The organism is Cryobacterium sp. BB307 (genome assembly GCF_012274275.1).
Taxonomy (GTDB): Bacteria; Actinomycetota; Actinomycetes; order Actinomycetales; family Microbacteriaceae; genus Terrimesophilobacter.
The window spans coordinates 300,745-319,285 of sequence record NZ_JAANZA010000003.1 but is presented as its reverse complement, the minus strand read 5'-3'; the positions used below and the strand labels follow the sequence as shown (position 1 = coordinate 319,285).

Annotated in this window: 23 protein-coding genes; 14 read left to right on the top strand and 9 right to left on the bottom strand. The window is 65.6% G+C overall.

Annotation, left to right across the window (positions count from 1 at the left end; translation table 11 throughout):
* Positions 1 to 6 precede the first annotated feature (6 nt).
* A complete protein-coding gene (locus HGK58_RS13070; protein ID WP_168628049.1) occupies positions 7 to 672 on the bottom strand; it encodes an NADPH-dependent F420 reductase in 666 nt (221 codons plus the stop codon).
* Positions 673 to 804: 132 nt separating this feature from the next.
* Here HGK58_RS13070 and HGK58_RS13065 point away from each other — a divergent pair, with 132 nt between their 5' ends.
* The 4 genes from HGK58_RS13065 (at position 805) to HGK58_RS13050 (ending at position 4,527) form a co-directional block, all read left to right on the top strand.
* Positions 805 to 1,311 (top strand): MarR family winged helix-turn-helix transcriptional regulator, encoded by a 507-nt coding sequence (locus tag HGK58_RS13065; RefSeq protein ID WP_168628048.1) that lies wholly within the window; start codon positions 805 to 807, stop codon positions 1,309 to 1,311.
* 111 nt (positions 1,312 to 1,422) lie between these two features.
* Positions 1,423 to 2,049, top strand: coding sequence for a dihydrofolate reductase family protein (locus tag HGK58_RS13060; RefSeq protein WP_168628047.1), 627 nt, complete (start codon positions 1,423 to 1,425; stop codon positions 2,047 to 2,049).
* Between the two features lie 12 nt (positions 2,050 to 2,061).
* Positions 2,062 to 2,979 (top strand): arginase family protein, encoded by a 918-nt coding sequence (locus HGK58_RS13055; RefSeq protein ID WP_168628046.1) that lies wholly within the window; start codon positions 2,062 to 2,064, stop codon positions 2,977 to 2,979.
* Between the two features lie 111 nt (positions 2,980 to 3,090).
* Positions 3,091 to 4,527 (top strand): DUF2252 domain-containing protein, encoded by a 1,437-nt coding sequence (locus HGK58_RS13050; protein ID WP_168628045.1) that lies wholly within the window; start codon positions 3,091 to 3,093, stop codon positions 4,525 to 4,527.
* A 9-nt stretch (positions 4,528 to 4,536) separates the two neighbouring features.
* Here the strand turns inward: HGK58_RS13050 and HGK58_RS13045 are convergent, their stop codons facing one another.
* A complete protein-coding gene (locus HGK58_RS13045) occupies positions 4,537 to 5,484 on the bottom strand; it encodes a superoxide dismutase (protein ID WP_168628044.1) in 948 nt (315 codons plus the stop codon).
* A gap of 352 nt (positions 5,485 to 5,836) precedes the next feature.
* Here HGK58_RS13045 and HGK58_RS13040 point away from each other — a divergent pair, with 352 nt between their 5' ends.
* Entirely contained in the window at positions 5,837 to 6,118 is a 282-nt protein-coding gene (locus HGK58_RS13040; protein WP_168628043.1) for a hypothetical protein, read from the top strand.
* A 123-nt stretch (positions 6,119 to 6,241) separates the two neighbouring features.
* Positions 6,242 to 6,634: an FAD-dependent monooxygenase gene (locus tag HGK58_RS13035; protein WP_168628042.1), complete on the top strand. Its 393-nt coding sequence runs from the start codon at positions 6,242 to 6,244 to the stop codon at positions 6,632 to 6,634.
* Positions 6,635 to 6,748: 114 nt separating this feature from the next.
* On the opposite strand, the gene HGK58_RS13030 is transcribed toward HGK58_RS13035, so the two are convergent.
* Complete coding sequence (locus HGK58_RS13030; RefSeq protein ID WP_168628041.1) at positions 6,749 to 7,708, bottom strand: zinc-binding dehydrogenase; 960 nt, start codon at positions 7,706 to 7,708, stop codon at positions 6,749 to 6,751.
* 170 nt (positions 7,709 to 7,878) lie between these two features.
* On the opposite strand from HGK58_RS13030, the gene HGK58_RS13025 reads away from it, so the two are divergent.
* The 4 genes from HGK58_RS13025 to HGK58_RS13010 are packed head-to-tail and all read left to right on the top strand — an operon-like array spanning position 7,879 to position 9,715.
* Complete coding sequence (locus HGK58_RS13025) at positions 7,879 to 8,052, top strand: hypothetical protein (RefSeq protein ID WP_168628040.1); 174 nt, start codon at positions 7,879 to 7,881, stop codon at positions 8,050 to 8,052.
* Between the two features lie 4 nt (positions 8,053 to 8,056).
* Complete coding sequence (locus tag HGK58_RS13020; protein WP_168628039.1) at positions 8,057 to 8,239, top strand: hypothetical protein; 183 nt, start codon at positions 8,057 to 8,059, stop codon at positions 8,237 to 8,239.
* 48 nt (positions 8,240 to 8,287) lie between these two features.
* Positions 8,288 to 9,238, top strand: a complete 951-nt coding sequence (locus HGK58_RS13015) for a hypothetical protein (protein WP_168628038.1) — start codon at positions 8,288 to 8,290, stop codon at positions 9,236 to 9,238.
* On the top strand, positions 9,239 to 9,715 hold the full coding sequence (locus HGK58_RS13010; RefSeq protein WP_168628037.1) for a nucleoside deaminase: 477 nt from the start codon (positions 9,239 to 9,241) through the stop codon (positions 9,713 to 9,715).
* A gap of 6 nt (positions 9,716 to 9,721) precedes the next feature.
* On the opposite strand, the gene HGK58_RS13005 is transcribed toward HGK58_RS13010, so the two are convergent.
* From HGK58_RS13005 to HGK58_RS12990, 4 genes are read right to left on the bottom strand one after another with little or no spacing between them, the layout of a single operon-like run.
* On the bottom strand, positions 9,722 to 10,126 hold the full coding sequence (locus tag HGK58_RS13005; RefSeq protein ID WP_168628036.1) for a type II toxin-antitoxin system VapC family toxin: 405 nt from the start codon (positions 10,124 to 10,126) through the stop codon (positions 9,722 to 9,724).
* Entirely contained in the window at positions 10,123 to 10,590 is a 468-nt protein-coding gene (locus HGK58_RS13000; RefSeq protein WP_168628035.1) for an isoprenylcysteine carboxylmethyltransferase family protein, read from the bottom strand. Before HGK58_RS13000 ends, HGK58_RS13005 begins: the two co-directional genes overlap by 4 nt.
* 9 nt (positions 10,591 to 10,599) lie before the next feature.
* Complete coding sequence (locus HGK58_RS12995) at positions 10,600 to 10,893, bottom strand: DUF1905 domain-containing protein (RefSeq protein WP_168628034.1); 294 nt, start codon at positions 10,891 to 10,893, stop codon at positions 10,600 to 10,602.
* Entirely contained in the window at positions 10,884 to 11,987 is a 1,104-nt protein-coding gene (locus HGK58_RS12990) for a hypothetical protein (RefSeq protein WP_168628033.1), read from the bottom strand. The genes HGK58_RS12995 and HGK58_RS12990 overlap by 10 nt, the downstream gene beginning before the upstream one ends.
* Positions 11,988 to 12,092: 105 nt before the next feature.
* Between HGK58_RS12990 and HGK58_RS12985 the strand changes: the two genes are divergently transcribed.
* Together HGK58_RS12985 and HGK58_RS12980 are read left to right on the top strand one after the other, a co-directional pair.
* Complete coding sequence (locus HGK58_RS12985) at positions 12,093 to 13,883, top strand: hypothetical protein (RefSeq protein WP_168628032.1); 1,791 nt, start codon at positions 12,093 to 12,095, stop codon at positions 13,881 to 13,883.
* Positions 13,884 to 13,958: 75 nt separating this feature from the next.
* Positions 13,959 to 14,474, top strand: a complete 516-nt coding sequence (locus HGK58_RS12980; RefSeq protein WP_168628031.1) for a DUF664 domain-containing protein — start codon at positions 13,959 to 13,961, stop codon at positions 14,472 to 14,474.
* A 3-nt stretch (positions 14,475 to 14,477) separates the two neighbouring features.
* Here the strand turns inward: HGK58_RS12980 and HGK58_RS12975 are convergent, their stop codons facing one another.
* A complete protein-coding gene (locus tag HGK58_RS12975; protein WP_349236223.1) occupies positions 14,478 to 15,668 on the bottom strand; it encodes an MFS transporter in 1,191 nt (396 codons plus the stop codon).
* Between the two features lie 138 nt (positions 15,669 to 15,806).
* On the opposite strand from HGK58_RS12975, the gene HGK58_RS12970 reads away from it, so the two are divergent.
* Positions 15,807 to 16,820, top strand: a complete 1,014-nt coding sequence (locus HGK58_RS12970; RefSeq protein WP_168628029.1) for a PHP domain-containing protein — start codon at positions 15,807 to 15,809, stop codon at positions 16,818 to 16,820.
* A gap of 12 nt (positions 16,821 to 16,832) precedes the next feature.
* Here HGK58_RS12970 and HGK58_RS12965 read toward each other — a convergent pair whose 3' ends face one another.
* Positions 16,833 to 17,219, bottom strand: a complete 387-nt coding sequence (locus tag HGK58_RS12965; protein ID WP_168628028.1) for a RidA family protein — start codon at positions 17,217 to 17,219, stop codon at positions 16,833 to 16,835.
* A 172-nt stretch (positions 17,220 to 17,391) separates the two neighbouring features.
* Between HGK58_RS12965 and HGK58_RS12960 the strand changes: the two genes are divergently transcribed.
* Positions 17,392 to 18,540 carry a zinc-dependent alcohol dehydrogenase gene (locus HGK58_RS12960; protein WP_168628027.1) on the top strand — a complete coding sequence of 383 codons (1,149 nt, stop codon included), beginning with the start codon at positions 17,392 to 17,394 and terminating at the stop codon, positions 18,538 to 18,540.
* Position 18,541 lies beyond the last annotated feature (1 nt).

Below are 18,541 nucleotides of genomic sequence, written 5' to 3'. Positions count from 1 at the left end.
CGGATGTCAGGAGGCGGAGGAGGCCAGGGCGGCGGCGAGCACTGCGTGGAGCTGGTCGGCGGTGTGGGATCCGTTGAAGATCTCCGTTCCGGGCTGAAAGGCTCGCCCAGCGCAGAGCGGTCCGGCATCGACGGGGTCGTAACCAAGCCGGTCCAAGTACGCCGCCACCATCCGCTTGGCGTGGTCGTCGTCACCGGCCAACGCAAGAGCGCGCCGGTCGACGGCCCCGGCCTTCTTGCCGTCTTCCTCTAGCTCGTGATAGCCGATGTGGTTCAGCGACTTGACCAAGTGCGCCTCGGGCAGGAACGCTTGGATGATTTCACTGCTGGTGCGCGGATCATTCTCGAATTCATCGATCAGTCCATCGACTGGGGCCCAGTAGTTCATCACGTCAATCACCGTCTTGCCAGCCAGCAGTCGCGGGTTCAGGGAGCGGTACTTATGCAACGGGACCGCAATGACCACCAGGTCCGCGTTTGCCGCCTCGGAGGCCTCGACAGCGCGCGCGCCCGGGGTGATGATGTCAACCAGCATCGCAATCTCCTCGACGGGTTTGGTCGTCGCGATCTTCACCGGATAACCGGCCCTTAGGGACTGGCGGGCGACGGCGGTGCCGACCCGCCCGGCACCGAGGATGCCGATACTTCGCGGGCCGGTAGCGGCGGTGTTCATGTGGAGACCCTTCAAAACATGCTGGCGTCGGACTAGTGGCGCGACTCCGTTTTTACCAAAATATGTTGTGGAACAGACTATCTCACTAAAATATGATCTGTTGAACAGCACATCGTGCGGTATCATGAGCACATGACGACCAGTCGGCTCTCCTCACGCAACCCCTTGGCGGCAGCGCCGCCCGGGGATCTGGGCTGGAATCTGGGCATGGTCCTGCGCGACTATCACGCCCGCTTTGAAGAAGCAGTCGAAGGGATGCCGGGTGGAGTTCGCGGGTACCAGGTGCTATCGACGGTCGTCCACCGCGACCCGCCGAACCAGCAAGCGCTGGCCGCGCATCTGGTCATCGACCGCACCGTTTTGACGTACCTGCTGGACGCCCTGGTCGAAGCCAAGGTTGTCGAGCGGACCCCGGACCCCGCTGACCGCCGTTCACGCAAGATCGTGGCCACTTCCCACGGAAGGAAGCTGCTGGAACGCTACGAAGGGCGTGTCGAGGCAGCCGAGGCCGAACTGCTCGCCGGACTCAACGAAGACGACGCGGAAACCTTGGCGAGACTGCTCAGTGGACTCGCAATGGACGTGCACCGCGCACAGCCCAACTCCAACCCCTGCGAAGCCATTGACTATCTGCCCTGAGCAAGTGGGATGCGGACATGCGGCGCTGGGTTCGCGCTCAGCATCCCGTACTTGACTCGCTGGCCCGTGAGTAACCTCGGCGATGAGGTTCCAGGAGCGGAGGGATCGAGAATGATTGAGAAAGCTGACGCCCAGGAACTGCTGGTGGATTTCATCATCTCGCTGGACGGTTATGCATCGGCGGAGGGCTGGCCAGGATGGTGGGGGCTGCAGGGCCCGGAGTATCTGCGCTGGCTCGCCGAGCAGCCCGAGAGGGACTGGACGCTGCTGATGGGAGCCAAGACCTACCGTCAGATGGCGGGGTTTGTCGCTCTACGAGACGATCCGGAGGCAGGCTTCTCGGCGGAGGAAGAGGCATCCATCGAGGAGGTCGCCGAGGCTCGCAAGGTGGTCTTCTCTTCGTCCTTGAAGCAGCCGCTGGCACTGCCGAACACCGAGGTGATCAACGGAGATGCAGTCGAGGCCGTGGCGGAGCTGAAGCGAAGCGGCGCCTCACCGATGCGCACCGTCGGTAGCCTCAGTGTGTGCCGGGCGCTCCTGGCAGCCGGCCTGGTGGACCGATTCCGGGTGGTCCTTTTCCCTGTTATCACAGGCAAGACGGGGAGCGAGCGCATCTACGACCAGTATCCGGATGTCGCTCTCGAACTCGTGGAGAGCCGAACGTTCGACGGCCGGCTGCAGCTCCTCGAATACGTGCCCACCGTGCTGGCCGCCCCGCCCGGAGCAGCTGCGCCGTGACGTGGTGTGGACATGCTGCAAATCGCTATTATCGGGGTCCCGTTCGACGGGTACGGCCGTGCAGCGAACCAGACTCTGGCCGCCCAGGCCATCAGGGACGCAGGAATCTCGGCCGCGTGGGCACCGCTGGAAGTCGTCACTGACGAAGACATCCTGCTGCCAGCGCAGAGTCCTGAGCGCGGGACCGACACGACGCTCGTCAACGAATCTGCTCTGATCGCCATGACCCGGGACCTCACGGTCAGGGTCGCGGGGGCGGCCGCATCCGAAGCCTTTCCCTGCGTCATCGGCGGCGACTGCTCGTCCCTTCTCGGCATCATGGCCGGTGCGGTGCAGACTGCGGATCGGGTCGGTCTGCTGGTGCTCGACGGCCACGAAGACACCATGCCGCTGGACGTGTCGGAGGACGGCGAAGCGGCGAACACCGAGATCGGCCTCCTCCTGGGGTTGACCGGCAAGACGCTGCGCGGTCCGCTTGCGGCTCTGGTGCCCACTGTTGCCCCGGGCAGCCTCGCCATCCTGGGCCCCCGGGATGACGCCTGGCGACGGAGATTCAACGTGGCCTCGGCTGCCGGCCTGGGTGCCTACGTTCGGGATGCGACGGCGGTCGCCTCCCAGCCCGGACAGGTTGCTCGCGAGGCCGCCGAGTTCGTTACCCGCTCGAACCAGCGCTGGTGGATGCATGTTGACCTGGACGTGCTCGACCCCGAGCACTTCCCCGCCCAGGGAGTGCCGGACGTTCCCGACGAGCCTGGCGGGCTCAGCCCGGACCAGCTGTCCGCGGTCATGGCATCAGCGGCGCGGCATCCGGGGCTCATCGGGATCAGCCTGGTCATCTACGACCCTGCCCAGGATGCCGACGGAGCATGCGCGCGGACGATCATCCGCTTGGTTCAGGATTTGGCCCAGGTGCTAGCAGGCAGCCGTTAGTCCCAGACGGTAAAGGACTCACGCCGTCGCCAGGTCACCCGCGTTGGGTGATGCCTGTCCCAAGTTCGCGAGCGAGGTTCTTTCTTAAGCACCCGCAGACAAGGGAACGACGTGACGGCTGAAACGGTTCACACGGCAATTCAGCCGGCTGAATTCCGGCAGCGACGCGAAGCGGGGCGGGCCGCCCGCAGCCGAACACCACGATCAGCGCAACGCGATTGGGGAGACGCTGCAGCACGGGCCGATCCGGTAGCGCTGCTCGAGTTGCAGGAGACCACGCGCGTCCCGGAGCTTCTTCCCGTGCGGCACGCACGAATGATGGTCTCCCCGTTCACGTTCTATCGGGGCGCGGCACTGCTCATGGCCGCCGATCTCGCGACCGCAGCCCACAGCGGCCTCATCGTCCAACTGTGCGGCGACGCGCACCTGTCGAACTTCGGCCTGTTCGCCTCCCCGGAACGACAGTTGGTCTTCGACATCAACGACTTCGACGAGACCCTCCCCGGACCATTCGAATGGGACGTCAAGCGGCTCGCCGCCAGTTTCGAGATCGCCGGACGACACCGTGCTTTCTCGGATGCCGAACGCCGGATGCTCGTGCTCGCATCCGTTCGCGCCTACCGGGAGCAGATGCTCCGCGCTGCCGATGCCTCGGTGCTCGACGCGTGGTACGACAGGCTCGACGCCCCGCAAATACAGTCGTGGCTGCTCGGCGAACGCGACGCCAAGCGCGCCGGCAGTCGACAGCTCAAGGGCTGGGGCGACATCGTCACGAAGGCTCGGACCAAGGAGCGCCTGCGGGCGTTCTCCAAGCTCGTGACGGTCGAGGATGGACGGCTGCGAATCAAGGCCGACCCGCCGCTGGTCGTGCCGGTGGAAGATGTCGTGGCGCAGCACCAGGCAGCGGACGACATCGAGGACCGGATGCACGAGATGCTGACGTCCTACCGCCAGACACTGCTCACGGGGCGCCATCCGCTGGCCGAATACACGTACGTGCACATGGCCAGAAAGGTCGTCGGGGTGGGCAGTGTCGGCACGCGCTCGTGGATCATCCTGCTGACCGGCAAGGACAACTCCGACCCGCTGTTCCTCCAGGCGAAGGAGGCGGGCGCTTCGGTGCTCGAGGGCTATCTGGGGCCGAGCGAGTTCTCCCACCATGGTGAGCGCGTGGTCAGGGGACAGCGGGCCATGCAAGCCGCCAGCGACATCTTCTTGGGCTGGCAGCGGGTTCGCGGCGAGGGTGGCATCGAGCGGGACTTCTACGTCCGCCAGCTGCACGACTGGAAGGGTTCGTTGGATCCCGAGCTGATGATGCACCGGGGCGGGATGCTATACGCGCGTGTGTGCGGCGAGACCCTGGCGCGCGCGCACTCGCGCACCGGTGATCGGGTCGAGATCGCGGCCTACCTCGGAAAATCGGATGCCTTCGACGAGGCGATTGGGGACTTCGCCGAGTCGTACGCCGACCAGAACGAGAGCGACTACCGCGCGTTCATCGCGGCAATCGATTCGGGACGCCTCGCCGCCCCCGCCGCCGTTCAGTAACGCGCTGCGTTAGCGGTCGATGCGCACGACCGAGTACTCGGTGTCGGGGGTCGGGGGAGTGTCGAAGCGCGCGTTCGGCAGGTAGAGCCCGTTGCCGAACCGGGCGATTGTGGTCGGCACCTGGAAATCGGGGTCGGTGAGCTGGTCAACGAGTTCGCCGCTGGTCCCGGAGGCGTTGAGCTTGACTACGGCGACCGTGTTCTGGAAGTTCTGCACCACGTACAGAGTACGTCCCACGACCAGCAGTCCATCGCCGTCGGTGAGTGTCACACCGCCGAGGTCAACTGCGGTGGCGACACCGGTGTCCGGGTCCACGCGGAACAGGATGCCGGTGGCCGACTGGATCACGAGAAATGCCTGGTGGTTGGGTGTCTCCTCGATGCCGTTGGCATTGAAGCCCGCCTGCTGCACCCAGTCCCCGGTCAGCGGAAGCGTTTCTACGGCATCCGGGTCCGGTAGCGCGCCGCCGGGACCGAGCGGGAGCTTGTACAGCTGCGCCTGCTGGCTGTCGGTGAACCAGGCGGCGTCGCGCGTGAGGACGACGTCGTTGATGAAGGACGGCTCGGTAGTGAGCTGGTAGCTCTGGATCAGGTCGCCGGTGGCGGCATCCACTACTCGAGCTTCGCCTGTGGGCCCGCCGGCGATGAACAGCCGATCGTGCTTGTCGATTTTCAGTCCGACCGACGGTGTGCCGGGACCCTCGAGCGTTGTGATCTCCTCGCCGGTGCGCACGCTGAAGACGTAAATGTCACCGTCCACTAGTGAGCCCACGTACCCGGTGCCGCCGGGCCCGATGTCGATTCCCTCTGGCTGGAAGCCGTTGGGCAGCGCGATCACGTCCGGGAAGTGGCCGGGCGGCGACTGCTGAGCGGCGAGGGCCATCTGCGTTCCCGAAAGGGCGAGGAGCGCGCTCAGTGTGGCGGCGAACAATGTACGTGCGACGATGCGACCGGACATGCGGGCCATGCTACGACTGCGTTCCCGCGCATGGTTAGGGTTCGCACCTCCCTCTCAGGCGGGGGTTCGCGGCGTAGGCCGCGATCCGCGCGCCGGTTTGTTGACCGCGCGCGGGTTCAAAGTGGCGCGCGGTCAACAAACTGGCACCGGGATGCTGCGCTTTCGGTCCCGGGCGGTGATCGCGAGTCGTGGCGATCACCGTTCGAGTTGCGCTACCGTCCAACTCAAGATCGGTGATGCTCGTGACCCAGTACACGCGTCAGGCGTCTTGGGAGGCTGGAGTCGAATGGAAAAGTGGGCTAGCGGGGGCGGCTATGACCCTAAGGACTATGGGCCCGTGTACCGACCGGTGGTGTCGTTCCTCGCGTTGCTCGCCGCGGTCCTCGCCTACTTCTCCTTGATTGCCAGTCTCGCAGGCCTCGCCAATTACACCGGCGACTGGGCTGGTCCGCTTGTCGTCTCGCGAAAGCTCGAGATTTACGTCGATGTGGCCTGGACCTACTTCGTACCCGTGGTCTTGTTGTTGGTCGTCTCAACCGTGATCATGTTCGGTTGCCTGATCGCCCTTGTGCAGTATCCGCCGCTCCGGACCAAGCCGCCGCGTGCTGCTGCCGAGACCACGGAAAGTGACTGAAAGAAGCCAACGTGGCTACCGGCCCGACCTGTGAGTCCGGGCCGGTGTAACTTTGATTAGAAGTGAGCGAATGGCAGGGATCGGCCATGAAGCGCGGTTGGCTACGTCGTCCGTATCGTGCTCATGGCCGATTCCCAGTTTCGGCGCGGCCGCACCGTGCTCTTGGGGGATGCCGCGCACGCGATGACCCCGGACCTTGGTCAGGGCGGCGGGCAAGCGCTGGAGGATGCGGCCACGCTCGCGGTCCTGCTCGGTGCAGTCGCGGCGAGCGCGGTGCCGGATGCGGCGGTGATGGACCGCGCACTCAACGCGTACGACCAGCTTCGGCGGAAGAGGACGCAGCCGATCGCCCTGGCCTCGCGCAGGGTCGGCGCTCTCGCGCACGTGCGGGGCGGGCTCGCGGTCGGGCTGCGTGATCTGGCGTTGCGCGCGACGCCCTCCGCAGTGCTGCGCAAGCAGGCGCTCAGCGTGCAGGTGTGGCAGCCGCCGTCGGCCTCCGTCGAACCCCCCGCGTAATCCGCGCGGCGGTTTGTTGACCGCGCCGCGGTTCAAGGTGGCGCGCGGTCAACAACGGACGGCGTGGATGCGCGAGGCCGGTGCGCCGTGGCTGCGGCGCACCGGCAGACAGCGTCAGGCGTTGTCGTACATCGCGATGAAGCGCCCGACGACGCCTCCTGCACGCAACTTGTCGATCGCATCCGGGATGTCGGCGTGCGTGATGAGATTCATCGGCGGGTTCAGCTCGCCCGACCTCATCAATGCGTAGAGGTTCTCGAGGTCTTCCTTGGTGCCCGACTTCGAGCCCTTCAGCGTCAGCTGGTTTATGATCAGCGGGTACGTGTTGATGGTCGCTTCCAGCCGGCCCATGCCCACTTGCACGAAGGTGCCGAATTCTGCGAGCGTCTCGACCGCGGCCGCGGTGGTGGTGCCGAAACCCGCGTAGTCGACAATAAGTTCGAGACCCTTGTCCTTGAACGCGTCGATCGAGTCGGCCACGTCCTTCAGGCCGATCTCGTCCTTGAGCTTGCGCGTCTCCGGATTGACTTCGGCACCGTAAACCTCGGCGCCGGACAGCGCTGCGACCCGGGCGCCGATGTAACCGAGACCGCCGAGTCCGATCACGCCGACCTTCATGCCCGCTTTCGCGCCGCCGACCGCCATGATGGCGTGATAAGCGGTCAGTCCGGCATCCGTCGCCATCGCGCCGAGGTCGAACGGAACCTCATCGGGGAGCTTCACCAGGTTGTCGGCGGTGGCGACCATCCTGGGGCCGAAGCCGCCGTCCCACTTGCCGTAGCCGAGGGCGTCGCCGTCGCTCATCACCGGGGCGAGACCGACCCGGTCGCCGACCTTCCACTGATCCATGCCTTCGCCGACCTCGGTGATGATGCCCGCGTTCTCGTGGCCCATGGTGCGCGGGAGGGTCGGGAAGAGGGCCATCCAGCCGGGGTCGTCAAGGGTCGAAACGTCCGAGTGGCACACCCCCGCTGCTTTGACCTCGATCACGACCTGACCGGGACCGGCGCTGGGCTCAGGAACCTCGTTCAGCTCGAGCGGCTTATCCGTGCCGGTGAATTGCCATGCCTTCATGAGAGTGCCTTCCTAGGGGTGGGTGATTTCGCCGGTCTAGCAAGCAAGTCCGGAGTTCGCCTGACGGTCTGCCTTGTGCCTGCCGCATGTCTCCGCCGCACGCTGGAGGACTCGGCAATCCCCGCTCGACGACCCTTCCCGGATGCGCGACCCGGGCGTATGGTCAGGGCATGGCCAAGTTCAGAGAAAGCGTCAGGAAGGCTGCAGCGAAGCTGCGCCAAACCCGCTGGCCGAAGCGCGACCAATCCAAGGCGGACAAGCGTCAGCTTGACCGGTGGGAGGGGGAAGGCGGGGCGATTCGTGACGAATCCGACGACTCGGATGACCCTCGGGGACGGGAATAGAGGCGTGATGACGAACGACGGGCGGGACGCGGATCCGGAAACCATCGCGGCGATCGAGCGTGCGCTTCAGGCCGCGCAGCTTCGCGCCGCCGACTCGCCCGGGGAATCCGTCGCATCCACCACCACCGACTGGGAGCCGTCCGCCGCAGAGGCCGGCGACTTCGGTGAGGGGGTCGACGGTGATTGATCGGCGGCCGTCGACATCCGGAGCAGACAGCGAATGTGGAGGGACAAAATGACCAGCACCACCGATCAAGTCGACACACCGGCACCATCAGCTGCGGCCACGAGGTGGCTGACTTTTGCATGGGGCCTGGCCATCGGAGCGGGCTCAGCTCTCGTGGGCTTGCTGCCCTGGCTCATCACGGGGATGCGCCTGCCGTTGCAGAACCTGTGGGAGACAACCGTCGACCCAGAGGCGATGCCCATCGCGCTCGTGCCGTTCAGCCAGTATTCGATCACGCTCATCGTGGGACTGATCGTGTTCGGCTCTGCTGTCGCCGGTCTCCTCGGCCGCACATTTCGTGAGCGGCTCTCCCGGCGCGGGTTCCTTGGGATCGCACTGGGGGCGTTCCTCGTGCAGATCGGGGCGGCCACTCAAAGCACGTTGGTGGTAGCGAGTGGATTGCCGGGCGATAGCCTGGCGGCCATCTATCTCACCGGGCTGATCGCGGTCGCTGTGGTGTCGATCGGCGTCGGCGCACTCGTGATGGTTCTGATCGGCAGGGCCGCTCGCCCCGGCGCAACGCTGGGATTCGCCATGGCGGCTGTCTCGGTCGAAGCATGGCTGAGCGCGCTCGTCGTGCCGCCTGGCACTTTTGTGACCGAGGCATCGATGTGGTGGCTCGACCTGGCCCGCTACCTTCCGGCCATCATTGTCGGAGTTGCGATCGCTTGGTGTGGGATCCGCTCCATCGGGGGCGTCATTGCCGCTGTCGGCAGCCTGCTCATCCTGTGGATCGCGCCGGTCGCCCTCGTGTCGGTGTCGGTTGCGGTGGGAAGCCGGGCGATCGCATCGCAGCCCGACCAGATGCTCGACTACGGCGGCGAGGTGTTCATCAGCGTGTTGATGACGGCACAGAACTCGATTCCACCATTGGTCATCGCGATCGTGGTTGCCGGCATCGGCCTGGCCTCTCGCCAGCTCATCTCCTCGTGGCCGCGGAGGTCGCGGGAGGCTGAGTAGATGATTGACGATTCGGATCGCGCACACCTGCGCCGTTGTATAGAGCTCGCCCGGATGGCGCTGGACACGGGAGACAAACCCTTCGGGTCAGTCCTGGCGAGCGCCGACGGTGAGGTGCTCTTCGAAGACCACAACCACGAGTCGACTGGGGACCGGACCCAGCATCCCGAGTTCGCGATTGCCCGCTGGGCGGCGGCGAATCTCACCCCGGGGCAGCGTGCGGCCGCGACGGTCTACACCTCGGGCGAGCATTGCCCGATGTGCGCCGCCGCGCATGCTTGGGTTGGGCTCGGCCGGATCGTGTACGCGAGCTCGTCGGCCCAGCTGAGCGACTGGCTGCAAGCGATGGACGTCCCGCCCTCTCCGGTGAAGTCCATGCCGATAACCGAGGTGGCCCCGGATGTGGCTGTCGAGGGCCCTGTTGAGGATCTGGCCGACGAGGTCCACGCACTCCATCGGCGCTATCACCAGCGCTGACGGTCGCTAGCGCCCCGGGTACAGGACTTCGATCGGGGCGATCTGCACGACGCCTTCGACCGCCTTGCCCAGCTTGGGTTCGAGCGTGATCAGGGCATCCGCCTGCAGCTGGGTGAGCGCAACGTACTCGGCGTCGTAGGTCTCGGACCAGCCGAGCCTGTCGGCGACCTTCCAGGCGACGTCGCGCAACACCCGGTCGCCGAGCAGCCGCAGGCGCATCCCGGTGACGTAGTCGAGCCGTTCCTTCGCCTCGGCCGACGTCAGCTCTCCCTCGCCGACAGCCGCGTGCAGGATCGACAACACTTGCGAACGCAGAAGCGTCGGCGCAAGCAACTCGTGCTCGTCGGGCACGACGTGCCTGTCGGCAGCAAGCTTGATCGCGACACCGGCGTCGATCACGTATTTCGTCATCTGAGCTCCTTCAGTCTCGGCAGGTAGCGCGGCACAGCGGCGGTGTAACGCCGGAACGCCTCCGGGTCCTGCCCCGCCAGCTCCCGTTCCTCGCGCAGGACGTCCCGGTGGACCAACGCTGCCGCCACAGGCACGCTCACGAGCAGCCATCCCGAGTTGCGCAAAAGGGCCACACCCGTCGCGAGCAGCACCCATGCCACGTACATCGGGTTGCGGCCTCGCGCGTATGGTCCGGTGGTGACGAGATGGTCCGGATGCTCCAAATCAACGTCACGCGTCGCCCGCAGCGCCCAGCCGGTCAAAGCCACCGAGCACGACACGAGCACACCGCCGAAGGGGAGCCGCGGGCTACGTGCTCCGCCGAATGGAAGAGGTCGCATCCGGTGCAAGAGTTCGCCGCAAGCGAGCGCGGCCAGGTACGGCTTCGGAATCGGCACGTTGCGCAGCACCGTTCGGGCGCTCATGTGGTGAGGTTACCCCTGGTCGTCGATCGACAGCCCGACCTCGACAATGTCGTCGACGTCGATGTCCTCAGCGCGACGCACGCCGGCCTTGAGCGGCACGATGTAGCCGCCGTCTTTCGGCCACAGCGCCGTGTACCAACTGGTTGCGCCGATAGTGACGATGGCCGGGATCATGCCCCAGCCGTACGTGACCAGGCCCGCGACCTCGTGGATGTCCTCAGCGGCATCGTCCGGGACCGTCACGAAGTAGAACGGGGCCGGCCCGCGCCAGTACCAGATCTCGCCGGTGAATCTCAGGTCCACGGCTTCTTCTCCGCTTCGCGCGGCCACCACAAGGCGCCGTCCAGGCTCGCGTGCCATTCGACGGGCTGTCCCGCTTCCACGAGCGCGTCGGTGAGCCAGTAGGCCTCGTCCGGGCCCCAGCCTGCAAGCACAGTATGCCCGCCGTTAACCGGCAGCGCTCGCCCGGCAGTCGCCAAGTATCCGGTAGCCGAGAGGTGCACCGCGTCGAAGTCCGCCGCGACCGCCTCCCAATCGGGGATGAACCACTCCGACTCGATCCCGGTCACACGCCACCAGTCGTGCCGGCGCGAGTTGGTGACGCGCAGCGCATACCGCTCGACGAGGCGAATCCACGCATCCGGTGCCGACAGCTCGTAGACCCGGATGCCCTCGCCTGCCCGAACCGGCGCTGCCAGCGCCTCCGTCCATCCCAGCGTGTCCTCGATCAGCTGCAGTCTCACGGGTCCCGTCTGCGGGAGGGCGCGAGTGGTGATGGGAAGCTCGGTCAAGGCGGGTGTCGACCACCACTCGCCGGTCCACGGTGCTCCGGGGGACTTCGGCCACTCAGCATCCGCGCGCCTCTCGCCGGCCACGGTTCCGCTCTTCCATGCGCGGAGTTTCGCATCTGCCCCCGACATTTCAAGTTCGGATGTCGGGTGCTTGCCAAGCCACTGCACGAAGAACTGAGCCGGAGCGTCGAGTGGTTCGACGAGCCAGGTCGCGCTCAGTGCCGGCTCGAGCGCACGCGCGAAACCGGCCAAGGCATCAGCGATATCTGGCCGGGCGAGAACCTGATCCTCTCCATCCTCCTCTTGCCAATACATGGCCGTCCGGGTTGCTTCGGCCAATGCCGCCAGCAAGTCGGCCCCTGCAATGTCGGCATCCTGGTCGCGGATGCGCTGCGCCGGTGACACCGGCGTCACCGGAGAACGGTCGATTCCTGGATCACTTTCATCGACCTTGGAAAAGACGACGTGAGCCGAGCCGGTTGAACTGTCTGCGGCAATTGCCTCCCGCATGACTTCGCTCGCGAGTTGCTCGTCTCGCTCCGCGAGCAGTGACATGAGGAACCGGCGGCCGCGAGGTCCGTCCGCGATGGACGCGAGAGGCTGCATGCGACGAGCATAGGCTCAGACACCGAATAGTCGAGCACAACTCTTCATGGCCGATACAGTGTTCAAATTCATACGGACACGATGGCGTAGCTCTTGGGGAAACGAGTGACCAGGACCCTGCAGCAACTGTTCGCGGATGTCTTTGGCATCTTTCGCGTTCGCTCACCCAAGATCGAGCACGCTGTCCTCCGTTACCTGTCTGGCCGGGAGCCGATCGATTGGGTACCTGTCATTGGCGCGCGCGATCGAGCAGCGCTTCAGAAACTGTTGCCGGAGCACGGCTGGGGAACCTCGGATAACGCCGTTGAACAGTCGATAGCGGCTGTGCGCGCTGGCTGGGGAACGATCGAATTGTTTCTGGCGCGCCGGAACCTGCACGCGGCGCTCGCGACTCTCGAGCAACGAGACCAGCACTACCTCCTTCGCTATTCGCGAGTCCTTGCGGAGGTGCGATCGGACAATCCTTGTGCAGACCGGGTTCCTGAATTGCCGAGGAGCGTCCGCGCGCTGCTCGACGACGCCGGTCAGGTGAACCGTGGGCCCAAAGAACGCCTCCATATGTCCGTCGCCCAACTCCATTGGTTACTCGAGGAGGAAGGGCTGAGTGGCGATGACGCCCGCGACATGACTCTGATGTTGCTTCTCGATTTTGGCAACTTCCAACTGTTCAACAGCAGGGAAGCGGTCAACCTAGAGGGCGCGGCCGCAATGCTCCGTGAGCACCAGGAACTAGTGCGTGGGCTGCTCGATATCCTGCCGCCATGGCATGCTGACCATGTCGTTGAGTGGGCAGAGCGAAGCACGCAGTTCGCGCGAGTGGCGGCACCATTCCTGGTGCACACAACAGTCGACACTGAATCGTCGTGGCTGCGCCAACGCGTCATGGCGGTGCTGCACGCCACCCCCTTCGAGGCGTATTCCGACACGGTGCGGGAAGTGCTCCGCACCTGCAACACCCGCCACCTGCCTCGGGTCATCGCTATCGTCGAGCAATTACCTGACAGCATTGCTGCCGCCCAAGCGCTTGCGGCCGTTCGGGCGGCCACCCGCGGGAGCGCTCGAATCCGGGTTCTCGACGCCGCCATCGCTCGTATGGCTGCTGTCAGTTTCGCGCCGCTCGCAGCGGTACACCGAGAACCAGAGCCAGCAAGACCGATCCTGGACGGGCCAGTCTCCGCGACTATGGCAGACGCTCTTCGTCTCGCGCTCGAGAATCGTCGCGCTCGTGCGCTGGGCACAGCTCGGAAGAAGAGGACCGCGCCCGAACAATACGGGTGGACCCCGCGAATGGTTGCGCGTGAAGAACTCATCGCGTCGCATTGTGACGATCTGCTCGCCGACCTTCCTGGCCTGCTTCGCGCGCTAGAAGGCGGAAGCACGGTCCCGGCACCGATGAGCATGGTCCTGGATGACACCCTGATCGGTCGTTTGACGGAGCTGACGGTCGCCCAGACCATCCGCCTCGTGACCAGTCGGGAAGGTATCCGGTGGAATTCACTCCGGAGGCTGTGTCCGCTGCAGAGTGTGACGGCCGCCGACATAGTCAACTTCGCGCCAGCCCTGGGGCTGACAACCGACGAAGTTGCAAGGTCCGTCCTTTTCGCTACCTTCGGAGACCTTTCATCCAAGCCCTTCGCCGTGGTCCGCGCCGAAGCCATGTGGCCCATGCTCGAGGCGCATCCGGACGCTCTGGATGGGGTCTTGGCCATAGCAGCGCACGGTGGAGGATTTTCGAGGCACGAAGCGGTTCACATGGCCATAAGCCTCATCGAAACTTCGCCAACACCATTGCCCCAGTTCCTCCCTGCGCTGAATAGCATCGCCCGCGCTCGCCCGAGCGCTGTACGGGATGCGGCTCGGCGTGCACTCGAACGGCACGGCGTCACAAGCGTGTGATGCCACGAACGCCCAGCGAGCGTCCCCATCAAGTCGCGTCAGCAATCTCGCGGGTGGCTGATCCACAGTTGAGCCATGTCGATCGCAACAAACGTGTTGACGGATGCTTTCGGCCGGGTCCGCGACTCCGTCCATCACGCGGTGTCCGGGCTTGGTGCTGACCAGCTTGCGCACCGCCTCGACCCTGACGCCAACTCGATCGGGTGGCTGGTCTGGCACCTCACCCGCATTCAAGACGACCACGTCGCTGGCGTCGCCGGGACCGAGCAGCTGTGGACGTCCGCGGGCTGGGCGGACCGATTCGGCCTGCCCTTCAACGTCGCCTCAACCGGCTACGGGCACCGCTCGGCCGACGTCGCGGCGCTCGCCGGAGTCACCGCTGAGCAGCTGCTCGGCTACCACGACGCCGTCCACGCGCGCACCGTCGAGTACATCGGCACGCTCGACGACGCCGACTTCGACCGGATCGTCGACACCTCCTGGGACCCGCCAGTCACCCTCGCCGTGCGACTCGTCAGCGTGATCGCCGACGACCTCCAGCACGCCGGGCAGGCCGCGTTCGTGCGCGGCATCATCGAACGCCGACGCTGAAGCTCAGGCGAGCGCTTCGCCGCGGCGCTTGTGCCCATGCGCGAAGTGATACAGGGCCATCGCCACGACCACGACGCCGGCAAGCAGTCCGTACATGCCGTGATATCCGGTCTGCGGAATGAGCAGACCGAGAACTATCGGGCCGAATCCGCTGCCTAGATCGAGCATCAGGAAATAGGTCGCCGTTGCGGTGCCGACCCGATGGTCAGGGGCAAGACTGACTGCGATCACCTGCCCGGAGGGCAGCAGCCCGCCGAACCCGAGTCCGAGCAGCACGCCACCGAGCATCAGCACGATGCCGTCCGGCGCCATCCCGATCACTACCAGCCCGGCGGCGAACAGCGCGAGCGTCGGGTAGATCACGACGTTGTCGCCGTACCGGTCCTGCATCCGCCCGACAATGAGGCGGGACACGACGACGCCTCCCGCGTAGACCAGGAAGAACAGGCTCGCCGCTTCGACCAAGTCCTTCGCGTGCGCGTAAGAGTTCAGGAACGCCAGAACACCCGAGATCGCGATTCCGCCGAGCAGCATCACCAAGGAGATAGGCAACGCCCACGGGTCGAGCACGTCGCTCCAGCGCATTCGCCAGCGGTTGGCGCGCTCGTCGTCGGATGGGATGCGCTCCGGCAGACGCAGGAACAGCCCAAGCAGCAGCGCAACGACCGCGCATCCGGTGGTGAATGCGAACAGCCACTCGTAGCCGAACGCGTTCACGAGCACCACCGCGGCGAACGGGCCGATCGCTGTCCCCAGGGTCGCCGACAAGCCGAAGTAGCCCACGCCTTCTCCGCGGCGCGTGAACGGGATCAGGCTGATCACGGATGCCGCGAGCACAGTCGCAGCGGTGCCGAATGCAATGCCGTGGACGACGCGAATGACGATCAGCACTGTGAGATCGCCTGTCGGCGCGTAGAAGAGCGCCACCACCGAGTACACGAGGAGCGCCGCCAGGAGCATCCGGCGCCGACCGACAAGATTGAGCAGCTTCCCTGCGAAGACTCGAGCGATGACAGCGCCGATGATGAACGCGCTCGAGGCAAGGCCGGCGAGGCTGTCGGATGCGTTGAAACGCTCGACCGCATAGAGCGCCATGGTCGTCATCGGCAGGTAGAAGACCATCGCGACGAAGAAGTTGGTTGCGATTGCGAGCAGGAAGCGGCCGCTCCAAAGTCTCTGGTTGCCGCTCTCCACGCTGTGCCCCTCTCGCTGTCTCGCCGCTGAGGAACACCGTCGTTCTAGTGCTGACCTCGCAACTATACGGGAGGCCTTTCGCCGGTTGACGGGAGCATTTCTCGTACGCTCGTCGGGCATCCGTCGCATGATGGACACATGGATCCGGTTGCCGCGCTCGATGAGATCGCCTTCTGGCTGGAGCGCGACCTCGCGCCGTCGTTCAAGATCCAGGCGTTTCGGCGTGCGGCGAAGGCGATCGGCGAGTTCGACACTGACGAGCTCACTGACCGCCTGCACGATGGTCGGCTCAAGCGAATGAAGGGCATCGGCGACCGCACGTTCGAGGTGATCGGGCAGGCGCTCGAGGGGCAGGTGCCGGATTATCTCGAGGACCTGCGTCAACGAGCGCGGCCGCTCACCGAGGGCGGCGGCGAGCTCCGTGCAGCGCTTCGGGGGGACCTGCACACGCACAGCGAGTGGTCAGACGGGTACGCCGCGATCGAGCTCATGGTCGCCGCGGCGAAGGCGCTCGGCCGGGAGTACATCGCGCTCACCGACCACTCCCCGAACCTGACTATCGCGAACGGGCTGAGCGCGGAGCGACTGACTGAACAGCTCGGCATCGTCGACGGTATCAACGCCGGCGATGACGGCTTCACGCTGCTGAAGGGGATAGAGGTCGACATCCTGGAGAGCGGAGAGCTCGACCAGACCCCGGACATGCTCGACCGGCTCGACATCGTCGTGGCGAGCGTGCACTCCAAGCTGCGTGCGGACAAGGCGACGATGACGAAACGCATGCTCGGCGGCATCCGGGATCCGCACACCAACGTACTCGGGCACTGCACAGGGCGCCTGGTGATGGGTTCGCGCGGCACCCGGCCGCAGTCGGAGTTCGACGCCGAGCGTGTGTTCGCGGCGTGCGCGGAGAACAACGTCGCGGTCGAGATCAACTCCCGGCCGGAGCGGCAGGACCCGCCGGATGAGCTGATCGACCTGGCGCTGGAAGCCGGATGCCTGTTCAGCATCGACAGCGATGCGCACGCGCCCGGGCAGCTGGCCTTCCTCGACTATGGTGCGGAGCGCGCGGCGGCGCGGGGCATCCCGCCGGAGCGCATCATCACCACCTGGCCGCGCGAGCGCCTGCTGGAGTGGGCACAGGCGCGCTGACCCGTCTGTTTGTCAGCTGATCACAGCCACCGCGTCGAGTTCGATGAGGGCCTCCGGCCGCCCGAGGCCGGCGACCTGCAGCATGCTCAACGTGGTCGGGTGGGAACCCCACACCTCGATCGCCGCAGTGTACGCCGCCTGCAGGTCCGACCCGGTGACGAGATAGATGGTGAGCTTCACGATGTTCTCGACCGTGCCGCCTGCCTCGCTCACCACTTGGAGCACATTTCGGGTCGCTTGAGCCGATTGCTCGGCGACGTCCCCGGTGATCGCGCCGGACGCATCCGTTCCATTTTGGCCGCCGACGAAGAGGAGGTTGCCGCCGCCGCTGACGAGGATGCCGTTCGAGAACGCCGGGTTGGAGTGCAGTGCCGCGGGGTTGATGTGCGTGATGGTCATGGTGTTGTCCCTTCGCGTGAGTGCTGGGCATCAGGTCCGCGCATTCTCGGTCATCCCGTGGGCAACCGGCCGTGAGCGCAGGCTGAGAAGTACGGGGGAGCTTCACGAGATTCCGACCGTGCGCGTGGGCGCCGTGTGACGCTGGCCGGGATCGGCCAACCCGGAGGCTCTCATGCGCGCAATGGTGTACCGCGGACCGTACAAGGTGCGAGTCGAAGACAAAGAGGTACCGGCGATCGAGCATCCGAACGACGCGATCGTGAGGGTCGCCCTCGCGGCGATCTGCGGCTCTGACCTTCACCTGTACCACGGCATGATGCCGGATACGCGGGTCGGCTCCACGTTCGGGCACGAGTTCATCGGCGTCGTCGAGGAGGTCGGCGGCTCGGTGCAGAATCTCAAGGTCGGCGACCGGGTGATGGTGCCGTTCAATGTCTACTGCGGCTCGTGCTACTTCTGCTCCCGCGGCCTGTACTCCAACTGCCACAACGTGAACCCGAACGCGACCGCCGTCGGGGGCATCTACGGCTACTCGCACACCTGTGGCGGATATGACGGCGGGCAGTCTCAGTTCGTCCGGGTCCCGTTCGCGGATGTCGGGCCGATGGTCATCCCGGAGTGGCTGAGCGACGAAGACGCGCTGATGATGACCGACGCGCTGCCCACCGGATACTTCGGCGCCCAGCTCGGGGACATCGAACAGGGCGACACCGTGGTCGTCTTCGGAGCCGGTCCCGTCGGGCTGTTCGCGGCTCGCAGCGCCTGGTTCATGGGCGCCGGCCGGGTGATCGTCATCGACCACCTCGACTACCGGCTGCAGAAGGCGCGCGACTTCGCCTTCGCCGAGACCTACAACTTCAATGAGCACGACGACGTGGTCGTGCACCTCAAGAAGATCACCGACTACCTCGGGGCCGACGTCGCGATCGACGCGGTGGGCGCCGAGGCTGACGGCAACCTGCTGCAGCACATCACGTCGGCCAAGCTCAAGCTGCAGGGCGGCTCTCCGGTCGCTCTCAACTGGGCCATCGACTCCGTGCGGAAGGGCGGGACGGTGTCGGTCGTCGGCGCGTACGGACCCATGTTCAGCGCGGTGAAGTTCGGCGACGCGATGAACAAGGGGTTGACGCTCCGGATGAACCAGACCCCGGTCAAACGTCAGTGGCCGCGGCTGCTCGAGCACGTCCAGAACGGGCACCTGAAGCCGAGCGACCTCGTCACCCATCGCATCCCGCTCGAGCACATCTCGGAGGGTTACCACATCTTCTCGTCGAAACTCGATGACTGCATCAAGCCGGTCATCGTCCCGGAAGCCGCCTAGG